Source organism: Curtobacterium oceanosedimentum (genome assembly GCF_020297365.1).
Lineage (GTDB): Bacteria > Actinomycetota > Actinomycetes > Actinomycetales > Microbacteriaceae > Curtobacterium.
The window spans coordinates 1-15,854 of sequence record NZ_JAIXIG010000034.1; the positions used below are offsets into that span (position 1 = coordinate 1).

At 71.1% G+C, this 15,854-nt stretch carries 12 protein-coding genes; 5 read left to right on the forward strand and 7 right to left on the reverse strand.

All coding sequences use genetic code 11. From position 1 onward, the window contains the following. Positions 1-126 precede the first annotated feature (126 nt). The 3 genes from LEL83_RS13980 to LEL83_RS13990 are packed head-to-tail and all read left to right on the forward strand — an operon-like array spanning position 127 to position 2,234. Positions 127-822 (forward strand): hypothetical protein, encoded by a 696-nt coding sequence (locus LEL83_RS13980; protein ID WP_198657660.1) that lies wholly within the window; start codon positions 127-129, stop codon positions 820-822. 3 nt (positions 823-825) lie between these two features. Beyond that, entirely contained in the window at positions 826-1,455 is a 630-nt protein-coding gene (locus LEL83_RS13985; protein ID WP_225559266.1) for a hypothetical protein, read from the forward strand. 47 nt (positions 1,456-1,502) lie between these two features. Continuing rightward, positions 1,503-2,234: an SOS response-associated peptidase gene (locus LEL83_RS13990; RefSeq protein WP_225559267.1), complete on the forward strand. Its 732-nt coding sequence runs from the start codon at positions 1,503-1,505 to the stop codon at positions 2,232-2,234. 85 nt (positions 2,235-2,319) lie between these two features. Here LEL83_RS13990 and LEL83_RS13995 read toward each other — a convergent pair whose 3' ends face one another. The 3 genes from LEL83_RS13995 to LEL83_RS14005 form a co-directional block, all read right to left on the reverse strand. After that, the gene (locus LEL83_RS13995) at positions 2,320-7,794 is read right to left on the reverse strand and encodes a beta strand repeat-containing protein (protein WP_225559268.1); all 5,475 of its coding nucleotides are present in this window, start codon (positions 7,792-7,794) and stop codon (positions 2,320-2,322) included. A 283-nt stretch (positions 7,795-8,077) separates the two neighbouring features. Beyond that, on the reverse strand, positions 8,078-8,407 hold the full coding sequence (locus LEL83_RS14000) for a hypothetical protein (RefSeq protein WP_198657656.1): 330 nt from the start codon (positions 8,405-8,407) through the stop codon (positions 8,078-8,080). Positions 8,408-8,520: 113 nt separating this feature from the next. Then, complete coding sequence (locus LEL83_RS14005) at positions 8,521-8,850, reverse strand: hypothetical protein (protein WP_225559269.1); 330 nt, start codon at positions 8,848-8,850, stop codon at positions 8,521-8,523. 260 nt (positions 8,851-9,110) lie between these two features. On the opposite strand from LEL83_RS14005, the gene LEL83_RS16315 reads away from it, so the two are divergent. After that, on the forward strand, positions 9,111-9,581 hold the full coding sequence (locus LEL83_RS16315) for a VanZ family protein (protein ID WP_225559270.1): 471 nt from the start codon (positions 9,111-9,113) through the stop codon (positions 9,579-9,581). A gap of 99 nt (positions 9,582-9,680) precedes the next feature. Here LEL83_RS16315 and LEL83_RS14015 read toward each other — a convergent pair whose 3' ends face one another. The 4 genes from LEL83_RS14015 to gmd form a co-directional block, all read right to left on the reverse strand. After that, complete coding sequence (locus LEL83_RS14015; protein WP_198657653.1) at positions 9,681-10,238, reverse strand: hypothetical protein; 558 nt, start codon at positions 10,236-10,238, stop codon at positions 9,681-9,683. Positions 10,239-10,608: 370 nt separating this feature from the next. Further along, positions 10,609-12,429, reverse strand: a complete 1,821-nt coding sequence (locus tag LEL83_RS14020) for a DUF4012 domain-containing protein (protein ID WP_225559271.1) — start codon at positions 12,427-12,429, stop codon at positions 10,609-10,611. A gap of 35 nt (positions 12,430-12,464) precedes the next feature. Then, complete coding sequence (locus LEL83_RS14025; RefSeq protein ID WP_225559272.1) at positions 12,465-13,436, reverse strand: GDP-L-fucose synthase family protein; 972 nt, start codon at positions 13,434-13,436, stop codon at positions 12,465-12,467. Then, positions 13,436-14,464: a GDP-mannose 4,6-dehydratase gene (gmd, locus tag LEL83_RS14030; protein WP_198657650.1), complete on the reverse strand. Its 1,029-nt coding sequence runs from the start codon at positions 14,462-14,464 to the stop codon at positions 13,436-13,438. Before gmd ends, LEL83_RS14025 begins: the two co-directional genes overlap by 1 nt. 243 nt (positions 14,465-14,707) lie before the next feature. Here gmd and LEL83_RS14035 point away from each other — a divergent pair, with 243 nt between their 5' ends. Beyond that, positions 14,708-15,844: a glycosyltransferase family 4 protein gene (locus tag LEL83_RS14035; RefSeq protein ID WP_225559273.1), complete on the forward strand. Its 1,137-nt coding sequence runs from the start codon at positions 14,708-14,710 to the stop codon at positions 15,842-15,844. Positions 15,845-15,854: the final 10 nt, after the last annotated feature.

The window sequence follows — 15,854 nt, forward strand, 5'->3', positions numbered from 1 at the left end:
GAGTGAGCAGAAGACGTCGGGTAGCGCACCCGCACCCGACGTCTTCTGCTCACTCGACGCCCACGCCACGTTCCCGCGCGCCCCCGTGCCCGCGCGGCGCTCGGGTCCGTCGGGTAGACATGATGGGTGTTCAAGATCGGGTGGCAGGTGTTCCGCGAGCGTCTGCCCGGACTCGTCAGCCGCGAGCGCCGCCGCCGCATCGCGCTCGTCGGCGTCGTCGCGGCCGTCGTCGCGTTCGTCGGCCTGGTGGTGCTCGGGGTGACGACGCCCGTGCTCGACGGCATCCCGCTCGCTCCCGTCGGCTCGGTCGTCGTGGCGCTGCTCGTGGCCGTCGGCATCGGGTGCACCGCCGCCGGGTGCGTCCCGACCGGGCCGAAGGGGTGGGCGGTCCCGCCGCTCCCCGGCATCGGGTGGCGCACGCAGGAGGCGATCGTCCGGTACTCCCGGAGCAACCCGCCCCCGCTCGCCCCGGAACACCGCGACGCCGTCCTCGACCGTCTGCCGGAGAACCGCGACCTGCTCGTCCGCACCGCCGTCAGCGGCCTCCTCCTGCTGGCCGGAGGCGTGGCTGTGCTGGTCGCCCTGGTCGTCGTCACCGTCGCCCAGATCGTCAGCGACGGCGACGTGTGGCGGTTCCCGCTGTTCTGGCTCTTCATGGGCTTCTTGGGCTCCGCCTCCGGGATCGGCAGCATCCGTCGACTCGGGCGGCAGGAACAGCTCCGCGTCGAGGCCGAGGCACTGCCGCCGGTCCCCACCCCCCTGCCGCCGCGTGGCCGCCCCGGCTCCCCGGGCGGCAGCAAGCTCGCCCTGCCCGAGGAGTGACGCGTGTTCTCCCTGGGCCTGCAGGTCTTCCGCCGGCACGTGACGGACGTGCTCGATCCGGCACGCGTCCGCCGTGCCGCCGCGTGGTCCGGTCTCGCGGCGGCAGTCGCCCTGGTCGGCATGGCCGTCCTGGAGGCCCGGGTCGGCTGGACGGGGGCACCTGCGGCCCGCAGCGTGGTCGCGATGGTGCTGCTGGCGACGGGCGTCGGGCTCCTGACCTTCGCGTGCATCCCGACGTGGCGGGCGCCGGATCGCTCGACGACGATCAACGGCCGGCAGGTCCGGCCGTCGTGGCAGTGGGCGGCGCGGCCCTCGGTCCAGCCGTACCTGCGGCGCCGAGCGGTCCCGATCCGCCCCGAGGACCGCGAGACCGTCCGGACCGACACCGTGCTGCTCCGCCGCGGCCTGATCGGCGTGCTCGCCAGGACGGTCCCGCTGGCCGCTGCCGGGGCCGCCGCGCTCGTCGGGGGCGTCGTGCTCGGCGGCCTGCCCGTCGTCTGGGCGCTGTGGCCGGTGGTCTACGGCCTGCAGTTCCCGGACCTCGTCGTCCGGCTCGGGCGGTCCGAACGCGCACGTCGGGCAGCCGAGGCGCTCGACCCGCTGGCCGAGACGCCCACGCACACCACTCCGTGAGGCCCGCCACCCGCACCGCTGTCGGCGGCGACGGGCACACTGGGCGCATGTGTGGAAGGTTCGTCGTCTCCGACACCACGGCCGATCTGTTGCCCGAACTGATGGGCGAGCTCGCCGCCCGGACCGAGTACGTCGACGAGGACACCGGCGAGGTCCGTGCTGGCCTCGCCCCGAGCTGGAACGTCGCACCGACCGACCCCGTGTACGCCGTCCGTCAGCGCGGCGGTGCGCGCGAGCTGCCGCAGATCAGCTGGGGCTTCGTGCCGAGCTGGGCGAAGGACTTCCAGAAGCAGCGCCCCAGGCCGATCAACGCCCGCATCGAGACGGTCGCCACCAGCGGCATGTTCCGGCGGGCCTTCGCCACGAACCGCTGCATCGTGCCGGCGCAGGGCTACTACGAGTGGGTCGTGCGCGAGGACGGCAAGGAACCCCACTTCGTGCACGAGCCCGGCGGCGCCCTGGCGATGGCCGGGGTCGTCAGTGCCTGGCCCGACCCGACGAAGCCCGAGGGCGACCCGGACCGGTGGCGGCTCTCGCTCGCGATCATCACCCGTGACGCCCACGTCGCCCCGGGCGAGGTGCACGACCGCATGCCGGCGTTCCTGACGCCGGACGGCTACGACGACTGGCTCGGCGGCGACCTGCGCACCGACGACCTGCTCGCCCTGCTCGACCACGAGTCCCTCGCGGTCGCGGCCGGCCTCGAGCAGTACGAGGTCGCCCGGACGGTCAACAGCGTGCGGAACGACGGTCCGCAGCTCATCGCGCCGGTCGCGTAGCGGGCGGCGCCCCGCGCACGACAGGAGGCCCGGATCACGTCAGCGGGTCTGCTGACGTGATCCGGGCCTCCTGTCCGGTGCCGTGCTACGGACGCGTGCCGCGTCGGATCCCGGGGGCGCCGGCGAGGAGGACCGTGGCGCGGCGCCGGGTGACCAGCAGCGCGCCGGCCAGCAGCAGTGCGATCGCCGCCAGGCCCAGGCCGACCAGGCCGGTGGCCCCCGTGAAGGCGAGCTCGGTCTCGTGGATCACCGCGGCGATCCCCGTGGGGTAGGTGATCGTGATGGTCGCCTGGACCGTCTGCCCGGCGCCGTCGGTGACCACGTACCCGACGAAGGCCGTTCCGGTGAAGCCGTCCTGCGGGACGAAGACGACCTCGCCGTCACGGGTGGTCCAGGTGCCCTGCTCGTCGACGACCAGGCGGTCGACCGGCTTGCCGGATGCCGGGTCGAGCAGGTGGAGCGTGTCGCGGTCGAACGCGGAGCCGCCGGTGGCCGAGTCGTTGTCGAGCGGCGCGACGGTCACGCGGTGGCCCACGATGCCGGTCGCCGAGTCGTCGGTGGCGACCGCTGCGGCGACGACCGTCATGGTGGCGGTCGCGGTGGTCGTCTGGCCGGACGCGTCCGTCACCGTGTAGGTGAAGGTGTCATTCCCGACGAACCCGGTCGCCGGCGTGTAGACGTAGGCGCCGTCCCGCTGGATCGTCACGGTGCCGTGGGCGGGCTTCCGGGCCACCGTGGCGGTGAGGCCGGTGCCCTGGTCGTCCGCGAGCAGGCCGTGCCGGGCGTCGCGGGTGACGGGGGTGCCGGCGATCGTGCGCCCGGTGTCGTCCGCCGCCGCGATGCCGACCCGGACGGTGACGGTCGCGTCGACGAGCTGACCGGCCGAGTCCTGGGCGCGGTAGGGCACGGTGTCGGTGCCCGAGAAGCCCTTCGCCGGCGTGTAGACGAACGTGCCGTCGGCGGCGATGGTCGCCGTGCCGTGCCGGGCCTGGCCCACTGCGACGACCGTCAGGGCGTCACCGTGGTCGTTGCCGAGCACGCCGTGGCCGGCGACCCGGACCGTCGTGCCGGCCGTGGTCGTGGCCCGGTCGTCCGTGGCGACCGGCGCGACGTCGATGATGACGCGCGCGAACGCGGCGGTGCCGTCGGCGTCGTTGGCCGAGTAGGTGAACCAGTCGCGTCCCGACCAGTCCGCATCGGGCGTGTAGACGTACGAGCCGTCCTTCTCCAGGTCCAGCGTGCCGTTGAACGGCTCCGACTCCATCGCGGCCCAGAGCCCGCGGCCGGAGTCGCCGACCAGCACGCCCTTCTCGGCGGCCATGCGCATGCTGCGGTTTGTCGAAATGGTGTGCCAGTGGTCGATCGCGGCCACCCCGACGACGACCGTGACCGTCGCGCTGGACGTGCGTCCCGCGCCGTCGGTGACGGTGTACTCGAAGGTGTCGGCGCCGGACCAGCCCTTCGCCGGCGTGTAGACGAGCGAGCCGGGCTCGGTGCCCTCGGTCACGGTGCCGTGCGCGGCGTCACCGTGGCCCGTGACGGTGAGCGCGGATCCGCGGTCGTTGCCGGTGAGGGTCGTGCCGGCGATCGGCAGGGCGGTGTTCGCCGCGGTCTTCAGCGCGTCGGCGACGGCGGTGGGCGTGACCGTCACGGTGACGGTGGCCGTCGCGGTGCCGCCGGTCGGGTCGGTCACCGTGTAGGTGAACGTGTCCGTGCCGGAGAACCCGTCGGCCGGCGTGTAGGTGACGGTTGCGGTCGCGCCGCCGGTGACCGTCGCCGTGCCGTGTGCGGGCTCCGACACCGCGGTGACGCGGAGCGCGGTGCCCGAGTCGTTCCCCGTGACCGCGACGTCGACCGGGGTCGCGGCGCTCGTCGTGGCGGTGTCCGCGGCGGCCTTCGGGCTGACGACGATCGTCACGGTGCCCGTGGTGGGCGTGCCGGAGCCGTCGGTGACGGTGTAGTCGAACTCGTCGGGGCCGGAGTAGCCGGGCTTCGGGGTGTACGTGTACGAGCCGTCCTCGTCGACCGTCACGTCACCGTGCTCGGGCCGGGTGTGGTCGGTGACCACCAGGTCCGTGCCCTTCGCGCCCTCGAGCAGGCCGCCGTCGGCGGGCACGGTCGTGGTCGTGTCGGCCTCGGCCGTGGTCGAGCCGCCGGCGGTCACGGGCGTGACGGTCACCGTCAGGGTGCCGGTCGCGGTGTTCCGCGACGGGTCGGTCACGGTGTAGGTGACGGTGTCCCGGCCCGAGAAGCCGTCGCGCGGCGTGTAGCTGACCGTGCCGTCGCCGTTGCGGGTCGCGGTGCCGTGCTGCCCGCCCGAGACCGACTCGACGGTCAGGCCGGTGCCGTGGTCGTTGCCGGTCAGGTCGCCGGAGGTGACGGTGCCGCGGCCGCCGGCGGGGACGGTGAGGGTGTCCGGCTCGGTGGCCGGTCGGACCGTCACGGTCACGGTGCCGGTCGCGGTGCGGCCGCGCTCGTCCGTCGCCGTGTACGTGAAGGTGTCCGTGCCGGAGAAGCCGTCGCGCGGCGTGTATGTGTACGAGCCGTCCTCGGCGAGCTCGACCGTGCCGTGTGCCGGGCGCTGGTCGATCGTCGCGGTCAGGCCGGTGCCGCGGTCGTTCGCGAGCACGCCCGCGTCGGCGCCCACCGTGCGGGTCGCGCCGGCGGTCGCGGTGACGGTGTCGGCGGTGGCCCGCGGGCCGACGACGACCGTGATCGTGCCGGTGGTCGAGCGGCCGGAGCCGTCGGTCACGGTGTACGTGACGGTGTCGGTGCCGGAGAACCCGTCGCGCGGCGTGTACACGATGCATCCGGTGGCCGGGTCGAGCACGGCGGTGCCGTCCGCGCCGCCGGCGACGTCGGTCACGGTCAGCGACGAGCCGCGGTCGTTGGCGGTGAGGGTGCCGGCGTCGATCGCCAGCGGGGCGCCGGCCGTCGTCGACACGGTGTCGGCGGTCGCGACGGGTCGCACGGTCACGGTGACCGTCGCCGGACCGGTGGTGACACCGTCTCCGTCGGTGACGGTGTACGTGAACGAGTCCGTCCCGGAGAACCCGGCGGCCGGGGTGTACTCGACCGTGCCGTCGGCGGCGACGACGGCGGTGCCGTGCGTCGGGCCGGCGGCGATCGCGGTGCGGAGGTCGGAGCCGCGGTCGTTGCGCTGCACGTCGACGGACACCGGGGTGCCCGCGTCGGTGGTGGCGGCGTCCGCGCCGATGGTCGGGTTCACCCGGACGGCGACGGTCGCGGTGGCGGGCGAACCGGAGGCGTCGACCGCGGTGTAGGTGAAGGCGTCGGGGCCGGAGTAGCCGGCGACCGGCGTGTAGACGACCGCGCCGGTCGCCCGGTCGAGCGTCAGGGTGCCGTGGGCCGGAGCGGTGTTCGCGGCGACGGTCAGGCCGGTGCCCAGGTCGTTGCCGAGCACGCCGGTGGCACGGGTGTCGGCCGTGTGGGTCGAACCGGCGGCGACGGTGATGCGGTCGTCCACCGCCGTCGGGGCGACCTGCACGGTCACGGTCACGGTGTCGGTGCCGCCGGAGCGGTCGGTGACGGTGTAGGTGAACGAGTCCGGACCGGAGAACCCGGCGGCCGGGGTGTACGAGTACGAGCCGTCCGGCCGCACGGTGACGGAACCGTGGCCGGGGGTCCCGGTCGCGGTGACCGTCACGCCGGTGCCGAGGTCGTTGCCGAGCAGGCCCGGTGCGGTGCCGGTGGTGGTGGTCCCGGCCGCGGCGGTGACCGTGTCGGCGGTGGCCGTCGGCAGGACGGTGACCCGGACGGTGCCGGTGACCGTGGCGCCCGTTCCGTCCTTCGCGGTGTACGTGAACGAGTCCGGACCGGAGTAGCCGGCGGCCGGCGTGTACGTGTACGAACCGTCCGCGGCGACCTCGACGGTGCCGTGCGACGGGTCGGAGTGACCGGTGACGGTCAGGTCGGAGCCGTGGTCGTTGGCGAGCAGGCCCGTGGCCGTACCGGCCTTCGCGACCCCACCGGCGCGCACGGTGATCGTGTCGTCGTCACCCTTCGGCGCGACCGTGACCGAGACGGTGCTGGTCGACGTGCGGCCGGACGAGTCCTTCGCCGTGTACTGGAACGTGTCCGTGCCGGAGAACCGGTCGGCCGGGGTGTAGGTGTACGACCCGTCGGCCCGGACCGTGGCGGTGCCGTGCGCGGGGGTGGTGTTCGACACGACGGACAGGCCGGTGCCGGTGTCGTTCGCCAGGACGCCCCGCGCGGGCACCGTCAGCGTGGTGCCGGACGGCGTGCTGCCGGTGTCGCTCGTGGTGCTCACGTGGGTGGCCTTGAGCGTGTTCGTGAAGGTCACCATGACGTCGGTGCCGTCGGCGGTGGTGGCTGCGGGGAACGTGAAGGTCCCCGTCGGCCCGGTGCCGCTGGCGACGGTGGAGCCGGTGGTCAGGTCGACCGCCTTCCACGAGGTGGCGTAGTTCGCCGGGTCGGTCGTGCCCGCCGGGGTCTGCGTGACCGTGTACCGCTTGTTCGGCGTCGACAGGATCGCGCCGGCCTTCTGCGGCTGCACGCCGGTGGCGGTGCCGCTCGTGGTGCCCGCGCTGCCCGGCTTGGTGGTGTCGATGCCGCCGCCGCTGATCGCGAGGGCGAACTGGTCGTCGCTGTTCCAGCGCTGGTCCACGCTCGCCTGTCCGGTGACGGTGTCGGCGTAGTTGCAGCTGGCCAGGTCGGACGCCGCGAAGTCGCCGACGATCCGGAAGTTGCGGACCTCCTCGCCCGAGGTCGGGTCGAGCTGGTAGATGGTCGTGACCATCGAGTCCTGCGGCGTGTTCGACACGTACAGGTAGCCGTCCGACGAGAACGCGATGCCGGGGCTGTTCGTGCCGGTCGGCAGCGTCGCGATCGCCGTCGCGGCCATCTCCTTCGCGCCCGAGGTCGTCGGCACGGCGTCGGTGCCGGTCTCGACGCGGTACACGGTGTCGGCCGCGACGACGAAGAACAGCCCGCGCGAGCTGAACGCGAAGTCGCCGTTCCCGCTCTTCAGGCCGGTGATCTGGCCGACCTGGCCCAGGTACTTGCCGCTCTTCGGGTCGTAGGCGCCGAGCCACCCCCGGTTCGAGCCGTAGTAGTAGATGCCCGTGACCGGGTTGACGGCACCGCGGATGATCGAGCGGTTCATGTCGGTCGCGATCGGGTCCGACGCGGTCCCGATCTTCGGGTCGTACTGGCGCAGCGTCGCCGACTGGTTGTTCGACGCCGCGAACATCGACACGCCCTCACGCGAGATGCCGAGGCCGTTGTTCGCCCCGGTGCCGAGGTTGACGACCGACGCGGTGGTACCCCGCGACGCGCCGGTGCTGATGTCGACGGCGACGACCTGGCCGGTGCCGTCGATCGCGTACAGGGTGTCCTGCGGCGTGCACACCAGCGCGCCGTCCTTCGTGGCGCTGACGGCCGAGGCGGGCTCGGCGGCGAGCACGGCAGAGGTGGCGGTGAGGCCGGTGCCCACCAGGAGCGCGGCACCGAGGACGGCGACGGCGCGCAGGAGGGGACGGCGGGAGGGCAGGGCGGTGCCCCGGGTCGTACGCTGCATGATCACTTTCGGGTCGAGACGATGCGGGCGCTCGACCTCCCGGTGCCGGGAGCACGGTCGTGGCGCCGTCTCGATCCTGGCAGTTCCCGGTGCTCCGTAGGGGACAGTTCTGGTCCCCAGTAGGGGGGACCACTCGTTCTGGGGGTACGCCGGTCACGGCGCCGTCCGGCACGGCGCGGGGCGTCCGGGGGGCTCCTGTCCGCGGTGTCGGTGCGCTCCGTCCCCGGGAACGACGAGACCCCCGCCGACGTGCGGCGGGGGTCTCGGTGGTGCGGGTGTCAGATCAGACGGTCGGGCGGATGACGTCCGGCAGCAGCACGTGCAGCCGGTCGGTCAGCCGCGCCTTCGCCTCGTCGAGCGACCGGAAGTCCCCGACGTACTCGCCGAAGGTGTCGGCGACGAAGAAGTGGTCGCCCTGCCGGTCGACGGTGCCGCCGTAGTAGCCGCCGTGGTTCGCGACCCACAGGCCGGAGTCGGCCTCGGCCCAGGTGGTCTCGACGCGCGTCGGCTGCTCGGGAGCGACGACCTGGGCCTCGATCTCGGCGATGACCTCGATCGTCTGGGTGTCCAGGGTCACCTCGGCCTGCTGGCGGTGGGCGACGGTCGTGCTCATGGTCGTGCTCCTTCGTGCTGCGGTACGGGTTGTGCTGTCGCCGCGGTCGGCGGCGGTGGTGCGGGTGTCCGTGGTGGTGCTGCGGTGCGGGGTGGTGCTGGTGGTCGCCGTGGTCACTCGACCGGTCGGATGACCGACGGGAGCATCACGTGCAGCTGGTCCTCGAGCTTCGTCTGCGCCTCTTCGAGCGAGCCGAAGTCGCCGACGACCAGGCCGAAGGTGTCCGAGGCGACGTAGCGGTCGCCGCGCTTGTCGACGCTGCCGCCGAAGTACCCGCCGTAGCCCGCGATCCACTCGCCCTGGTCCTCCTGCACCCAGGTGACCTTGGCGCGCTTGGGGCGGGACGACGGGGCCGCGACGGCCTCGAGGATCGCGATGGTGTCGACCGTGTCGGTGTCGAGGGTGACCTCGGCCTGCGTCGCGGTGTTCACGGTGGTGGTCATGTCGCTCTCCTTCACGATCCGGGGTACATCTGCTGACACCAGAACGCTACGAGAAGTGCCGAGGCGATCGCCACCGAGGCCCGTGGATTCACGGGTTCCGTCAATGCCGCTCAGGCTCGAGGCCCGGATTTCCGGGGTGGTGTGACGTCATTCCGGGGTACAGGAGTGCGATCGGGGTACTCGTTTTCCGGATCGGGTACAGATGGGGGACGAGATGGCTGGGTCCACGACCTGGAGGCGCGGCTCGCTAGCGTCGGAGCGTGACCTCCGACAAGCCCGGCGTCGACGATCCCGCCCCGGCCACCGCGCGCAGCCGTCGGCTCGCGACGTGGTGCGCCGCCGCCTACGGCGTCGCCCTGGTGCTCGTCGGGTTCTGGGGCTCCCCCGTCGACGCAGCGGGCGGCCCGTGGCTCACCCGTGTGCTGGCAGCCGCCCATCGCCACGGACTGCCGGACCGCATCGACTACCCCGCCGTCGAGTCACTGGCGAACGTGGTCTTCTTCGTGCCGCTCGGCCTGCTCGTGGTGCTCCTCGCCGGCGCACGCTGGTGGTGGATCGCCATCGCGACGGGCGTGGTCGTCAGCGGGTGCATCGAGACCGGCCAGGCACTGCTCTTGCCGGCACGCGTCGCCACCGTCGACGACGTCGTCGCGAACGGCGTGGGGGCGCTCCTGGGATCCGTTGCGGGCGTGCTGCTGCTCAGGCGGGCGGCTCGACGTCGGCGTCCCTGAGGACGCGTCTCGGAGCTGCTCCATCCCAGGGCACGGCCCCGGGACACGACGAAGCCCCCGGAGCAGGAGCTCCGGGGGCTTCGTTCAGTGCGTCGAGACTCAGACGGACTCGCGCTGGCGGCGGACCGAGCCGCGGACCAGCAGGAGGCCACCGCCGAGGACGACAGCGCCGCCGGCGACCCAGAGGGCCAGGGCGGAGACGGTCGAACCCGTGAAGGCCAGCGTGCCGTCGGTGCCGTCGCCAGCACCGGCGACCGGGACCCCAGCTGCATCGACCGGAGCGACGGTGAACGCCGCGGAGCCGACGACGCCCGAGGTGGCGCCGGTGGCGGTCAGGCTGTAGGTGCCCGAGGCGCCCTGGGGGAACGTGACGTTGACGTCGAGCGAACCGTCCGAATCGGCCGTGTAGGTCTTCGAGACGGTCGTGATCGGCAGCGCGCCGAGCGTGACCGCACCGGCACCGGTGACCTGGACGTTGACGGTCTCGTTGTCCTGGAACGCGCCCGCGGTGAAGTTCACCGAAGCGGTGCCACCGGCGACGGCGGTACCGGAGACGGAGACGTCGGAGTCAGGCGTGTAGCCGGCGGCGTTGGCGACGGCCGGCGTGGCGAGCAGTGCGGCACCAGCCAGCACCACCGCTGCGATGAGCTTCTTCATGAATGATTCCCCTAGAGATCTGCTGGTCCAGACCCTGAAACCCAGAGCCCGCTGATCCGCCCGTGGTCGACCGCAGCCATGGAGATGGCGGTTGTGATGGCGAAGTTGTCTCAATCTACCGGAGATTTCCAGCTTGGTACCGGGCCGCGTACATTTCAGTCATTCGTCGGCGGGTGTTCATCCGTGCGCAGGAGTGGCGGGGCCGCACCGGCAGCACCGCGAGGGACGGAAATCCCCGATCAGAGCCGTTCGCCAGAGCACTCAAAGGGCACTGTGCGTCTGATCAACAGGCTTTGCACGCGGACAGGTCCTCCGGCCGCCCCCTCGGACTGGGGCGTACGGCACCTTCGCAATCTGGACGCCGGGGGAATCAGCCCGTCGCGAGTGGTTGCTCGCACTCGAACGTCAAGGGCTCCGCTTCGGTCTGCCGGACGCCAGGAGTCGAGCTCGCCTGGACCGCCGCCTTCGCGTACTTCGCCTCGCCGAGGAAAGCGACGCGGTAGGTCAGGCGCTCACCGGGCGCGAGCAGGGTCTGCAGCTGCGCCACGGGGTGCCCGCCGTCCGACGCCGTCTGCACGGCCGTCGCCTTGCCGTCCTTCGTGGCACCGAGGAAGATCGCATCCTCGGGGGCGTAGGCGGCGAGCAGGGTCTTGATCCTGCCCGGTTCGACGCCGAAGTCCCCGCCCCCGGTGACGTACCGCGGCAAGCTCGTCGCGGCGTCGGCCGGTGCCGTGTTCTTGATGGTGATCTGGACGACGGACGTCGGACGCCCGTCCTTCCGGCACACCGAGCTTCCGACAGAGACACTCTTGTCGAGGTAGTAGTCCATCTTCGCCCCGGTGCTGTCGTTCAGGTAGACAGCGAACTGGCTCGAGTCGGCGGTGGCTGTCGGCAGCTCGCCGGCGACCGGTGTCCCACTGATGCGGCGCTGCTCAGCCTTGTCGGCGCTCCAGATGCGCAGACGGCCTTCGTCCGCGCTCTCTGTCAGAGCCGACACGAAGGCCTTCGTGTCGAAACCACCCGACGAGATCTTGCCGAAGACCGTGCTGGCGGCGGATGCGAAGAACGCGTCCTGCACCACGGGGTCCGGGTACTCGGCGTAGACGTCGCTCAACAGCAGCTTGACGGCGTTGTCGGCGGTCAATGTGTCACCGGTCGGCAGTTCGACGGGGCCGGTCGCCCTGAGCAGGTAGCTCAGGGTCACGGGGTCGATGGCGAGCACGCCGTCGACCTGCTGCCCGAACCGCTGCTTCCACATCTCCCGGGCGAGCTTCGCTGACACGTCGAAGCGCGGTGTGAGGGTGACGTCCTGCATGTACCTGCCCGTGATGTCGCCGTAGAGCCCACGCGTGTCGTCGGTCAGGGGCAGCACGGGCTCGTCGTACGGTCCGAAGGACGACCCGGACGCTTGGCTCCCCAGGCTGATCGCGCCGTCCTTCACCTGCAGGAGCGCCACTGCGCCGGGGATGCCCCCACCCGCCCGCAACTCGGCGTTGTTCTGGAACAGCAACAGGTAGTCCCGGTCCTCGTCGTGGCCGAGCATCGCCGGCGCGAGCTGCACGATGCGGTTTGCTGCGACAGCCTGCTCGGACGCCGACGACAGGGCGTTCCGCAGCTGCCCCACCGCGGTGGTGACCGGCGACAGCGTTCCACTGGTGTCGATCCGTGCCGCGTCGGTGCGTGCCTGCTGGAGCGTCTTCGTGGCTTCGGCGACCGCCGGCTGCGCGTCCTCGATCGGCTGGAGGTCGATCTTGCCGTTCTTCGGTGCGAACGAGTCCGACCCGAGCCCTCCGATGACGGCGGCGACCGGACTGACCGCGTCGCTGGCCACTTCGTCGACGATCACCGACACGTCCCGCACCGCCCGCAGGTTGGTCCCGAAGAACGGCACGGACTGCGCCGCACCCCAGACGGGATCCCCGGTCAGGGACCGCGCCGACGCTGCTTCGTCCTCGAGGTGGCGCGCCGTCTCCTGGGCACCGGCTGTGTCACCGCCGGTCAGCTGGGACCGGAGCGTGTCGACGTCCCCGACGGCCCGCTCCAGGTGCCCCTTCGCGAGCATGCCGCGGACACCGACCCAGGCGACGGCGAGGATCAGCAGCAGGACAAGGGCGAGGACGACCCACAGGACGATCCGGGCCTTGGACCCCCGGCGTGCTGCAGTGCGTCGCGACTCGGGCGCGTCGGACATGAGGCGATCCTACGGTTCCGCGCGTTCCCAGCCCGTCACCGACGAACGGTATCGACGTGCTCGTGGTACCAGTCGATCGTGCTGCGGAGGCCGTCTTCGAGGCCGATCTGCGCGGTCCAGCCGGCGTCCGCCAGCTTGGAGACGTCGAGCAACTTCTGCGGGGTTCCGTCCGGCTTGCTGGTGTCCCAGACCGTCTCGCCCTGGAACCCGACGATCTTGCCGATCGTCTCGGCGATCTCCTTGATCGTGACGTCCGAGCCGGTGCCGACGTTGACCTGGTCAGGACCGTCGTAGTGCTCCATCAGGTGGAACACCGCAGCGGCCATGTCGTCGACGTGCAGGAACTCGCGACGGGGCGAACCGGTCCCCCAGTTCTCGACCGTCGAGGCGCCGCTGCGAGCGGCTTCGTCGTAGCGACGGATGAGGGCCGGCAGGACGTGGGAGCCGGTCGGCGAGAAGTTGTCGCCCGGACCGTAGAGGTTGGTCGGCATGGCCGAGATCCACGGGCGGCCGAACTGTCGGCGGACGGCCTGCACCTGCAGGATGCCGGCGATCTTCGCGATGGCGTACGCGTCGTTCGTCGGTTCGAGGTGTCCCGTGAGCAGCGCGTCCTCGTGGATCGGCTGCTCGGCCATCTTCGGGTAGATGCAGGACGAGCCGAGGAACACGAGCCGCTCGACACCGTGCTCCACGGCGGCATCCATCACGTTGACCTGGATCTGCAGGTTCTCGCTCAGGAAGTCGTGCGGGTAGGTGTTGTTCGCCATGATCCCGCCGACCTTGGCAGCGGCGAGGACGACGTGCTTCGGCTGCTGGTCCGCGAAGAAGGCGAACACGGCGCCGCGGTCCTTCAGGTCCAGCTCGGACGAGGTCCGCCCGATCAGGTCGTCGAAGCCCTCGGACTGCAGTCTGCGCCACACTGCCGACCCGACCAGGCCGCGGTGTCCGGCGACGTAGACGCGGTCGTCTCGGTCGATCGGACCGGGGGTGTAGTCGGTCGTGGTCATCAGGAACCCCAGCTCTCGAGTCGGACGGTGTCGATCCACGGGCGACCCTCGTGCTCCAGGGCCGCGATGTCGGCGTCGACCATGATGCGCGCGAGCGCGGCGGTGTCCACCGTCGCCTCCCATCCGAGCTTCTCCTTGGCCTTCGACGCGTCACCGACCAGGGCATCCACCTCGCTCGGGCGCAGGTAGCGCTCGTCGAACCGGACGTGGTCTTCCCAGTTCAGCCCGGCGTGCGAGAACGCCGTCGTCAGGAAGTCCTTGACCGTGAAGTTCCCGCCGGTCGCCAGCACGAAGTCGTCCGGCTCGTCGGCCTGCAGCATCCGCCACATGCCCTCGACGTACTCAGCGGCGTACCCCCAGTCGCGGACGGAGTCGAGGTTGCCGAGGTACACGTGGTCCTCGAGGCCGGCCTTGATCCGGGCCACTGCCCGGGTGATCTTCCGGGTGACGAACGTCTCTCCGCGCCGCGGCGACTCGTGGTTGAAGAGGATGCCGTTGACCGCGAACATCCCGTAGGCCTCGCGGTAGTTCCGCGTCACCCAGTAGCTGTAGACCTTCGCGGCGCCGTAGGGAGAACGCGGCCAGAACGGTGTCTCCTCGTTCTGCGGCGGCGGCGTCGCTCCGAACATCTCGGACGAGGACGCCTGGTAGAAACGCGTGTGGATGCCCGACACCCGGACCGCCTCGAGCATGCGCATCGTGCCCACACCCGTCACGTCGCCGGTGTGTTCGGGCTCGTCGAACGACACCCGCACATGCGACTGCGCCGCGAGGTTGTAGACCTCGTCGGGCTTCAGCTCGCTGAGGAGGCTGACGAGCCGCGCGCCGTCGCCCAGGTCCCCGTAGTGCAGGAACAGCTTGGCGTCAGGGTTGTGCGGGTCCACGTACAGGTGGTCGATCCGCGAGGTGTTGAACGTGGACGCACGACGGATGACCCCGTGCACCTCGTACCCCTTCCGGAGCAGCAGCTCGGCCAGGTACGACCCGTCCTGTCCGGTGATGCCCGTGATGAGCGCCCGCTTCGTCAAACGTTTCCCCAGTTCTCGCTGTGGAGCTCGTCGCTTCTCCGGCGGCCCCTTCAGCCCTGAGCATACGGACGTACGCACGGTGGAACGACATGGGCGCGTCTGCGAGCGCAGGTTGTTCCCGTGCTTTGATGCGTGTGCTGGACAGTCGACCGAAGTCACCCATGTCCGCGATCGTGGGCGCTACGATCCAACCCACTCCCTCGGGACTATTCGAGGGATCTGACCGATGAGAAGCGTGGCGATGTGGCCCAGATCGTGATCGTGCAGCCGTACGTACCGGTCTATCGATCTGCACTCTTCTCCGAACTCGGTCGCCGGCTCCGTTCGAACGGCCACGAACTGGTGGTCCTCTCTGGAGAGCCGGACGGCGAGCAACGCGAGCGCCGCGACAGCGTCGAGCTTGCCGACGTCCGGCATCGCATCTTCGAGACCAGATCGGTGAAGATCGGTCCGAAGACGGTACGAACAGCGCCCGGGCCTTCTGCATGGGCGGCAGCGGACGTGGTCGTCGTCGAACTCGCGGCCGGAGCGATCTACTCGTACCGGGCATTGCTCGGATCCACTCCGACTGCTGTCTGGGGGCACGTGGGTTCCTACGTCAATCGAGACTCGTTCACCTCGAGGGTCTTGCGGCGCTGGCAGGTCCGGCGAGCGGATGCAGTCCTCGCCTACACGCCCAGCGGAGGCGACATCGCCCTCTCGTTCGGCGCAGATCCAGCCAAAGTGTCCGTCCTCGGCAACACATCCGACACTGGCGCGCTTCGCCGGGCTGTTCTTGCGGCACGGGAACGGTCCGAGGAGGAAGCGCGTGCAGAGATCGGGGTGCGGGACGGCCCGTACTTCGCGGTCATCGGCGGCCTCGATGCGAGCAAACGAGTAGATCTCTTCGCCTCGACGCTCGACGTCTTGTGGGAGAGGAGATCACCGGCCCGGTTCGTGGTCGCGGGTCGCGGGCACCTCGAGCACCTGCTGGAGGCGGCGATCAGGCGTAAGCAGGTGCACCTGATCGGCTATGCCGGCACTCGCGAGAAGGCTCTCTTGGCGCGAGTGTGCATCGGAGTCTTCAATCCGGGCAGAGTCGGACTGATCGCCCCGGAGAGCTTCGCCCTCGGACTGCCCATCGTCACAGCCGAGTGGGCGTTCCACGCTCCGGAGTTCGAGTACCTCCGTCCGGGCATCGACTCGCTCGTCGCGGACGATTCACCAGAAGCGCTGGCCGCCGCACTCCACGAGCTGGTGACCAGGCCGGAAGAAGCCGTTCGTCTGGCGCGCGCCGCGGAATCCCGAGCGGATGAGTACAGACTCGAGGAGATGGTGGACCGGATGCAACGATCCGTCGAACAACTCCTGCGACGTTCCGGACCGGCCCCGTCGAGATGAAGCCCCGCTC

Bases quoted from the DNA above. Each gene is read 5' to 3' on its own strand.
- LEL83_RS14000 (WP_198657656.1), bottom strand. From the start codon at position 8,407: ATGAGCACGACCGTCGCCCACCGCCAGCAGGCCGAGGTGACCCTGGAC.
- LEL83_RS13995 (WP_225559268.1), bottom strand. From the start codon at position 7,794: ATGCAGCGTACGACCCGGGGCACCGCCCTGCCCTCCCGCCGTCCCCTC.
- LEL83_RS14005 (WP_225559269.1), bottom strand. From the start codon at position 8,850: ATGACCACCACCGTGAACACCGCGACGCAGGCCGAGGTCACCCTCGAC.
- LEL83_RS13990 (WP_225559267.1), top strand. From the start codon at position 1,503: ATGTGTGGAAGGTTCGTCGTCTCCGACACCACGGCCGATCTGTTGCCC.
- LEL83_RS14025 (WP_225559272.1), bottom strand. From the start codon at position 13,436: ATGACCACGACCGACTACACCCCCGGTCCGATCGACCGAGACGACCGC.
- LEL83_RS14015 (WP_198657653.1), bottom strand. From the start codon at position 10,238: ATGAAGAAGCTCATCGCAGCGGTGGTGCTGGCTGGTGCCGCACTGCTC.
- LEL83_RS14020 (WP_225559271.1), bottom strand. From the start codon at position 12,429: ATGTCCGACGCGCCCGAGTCGCGACGCACTGCAGCACGCCGGGGGTCC.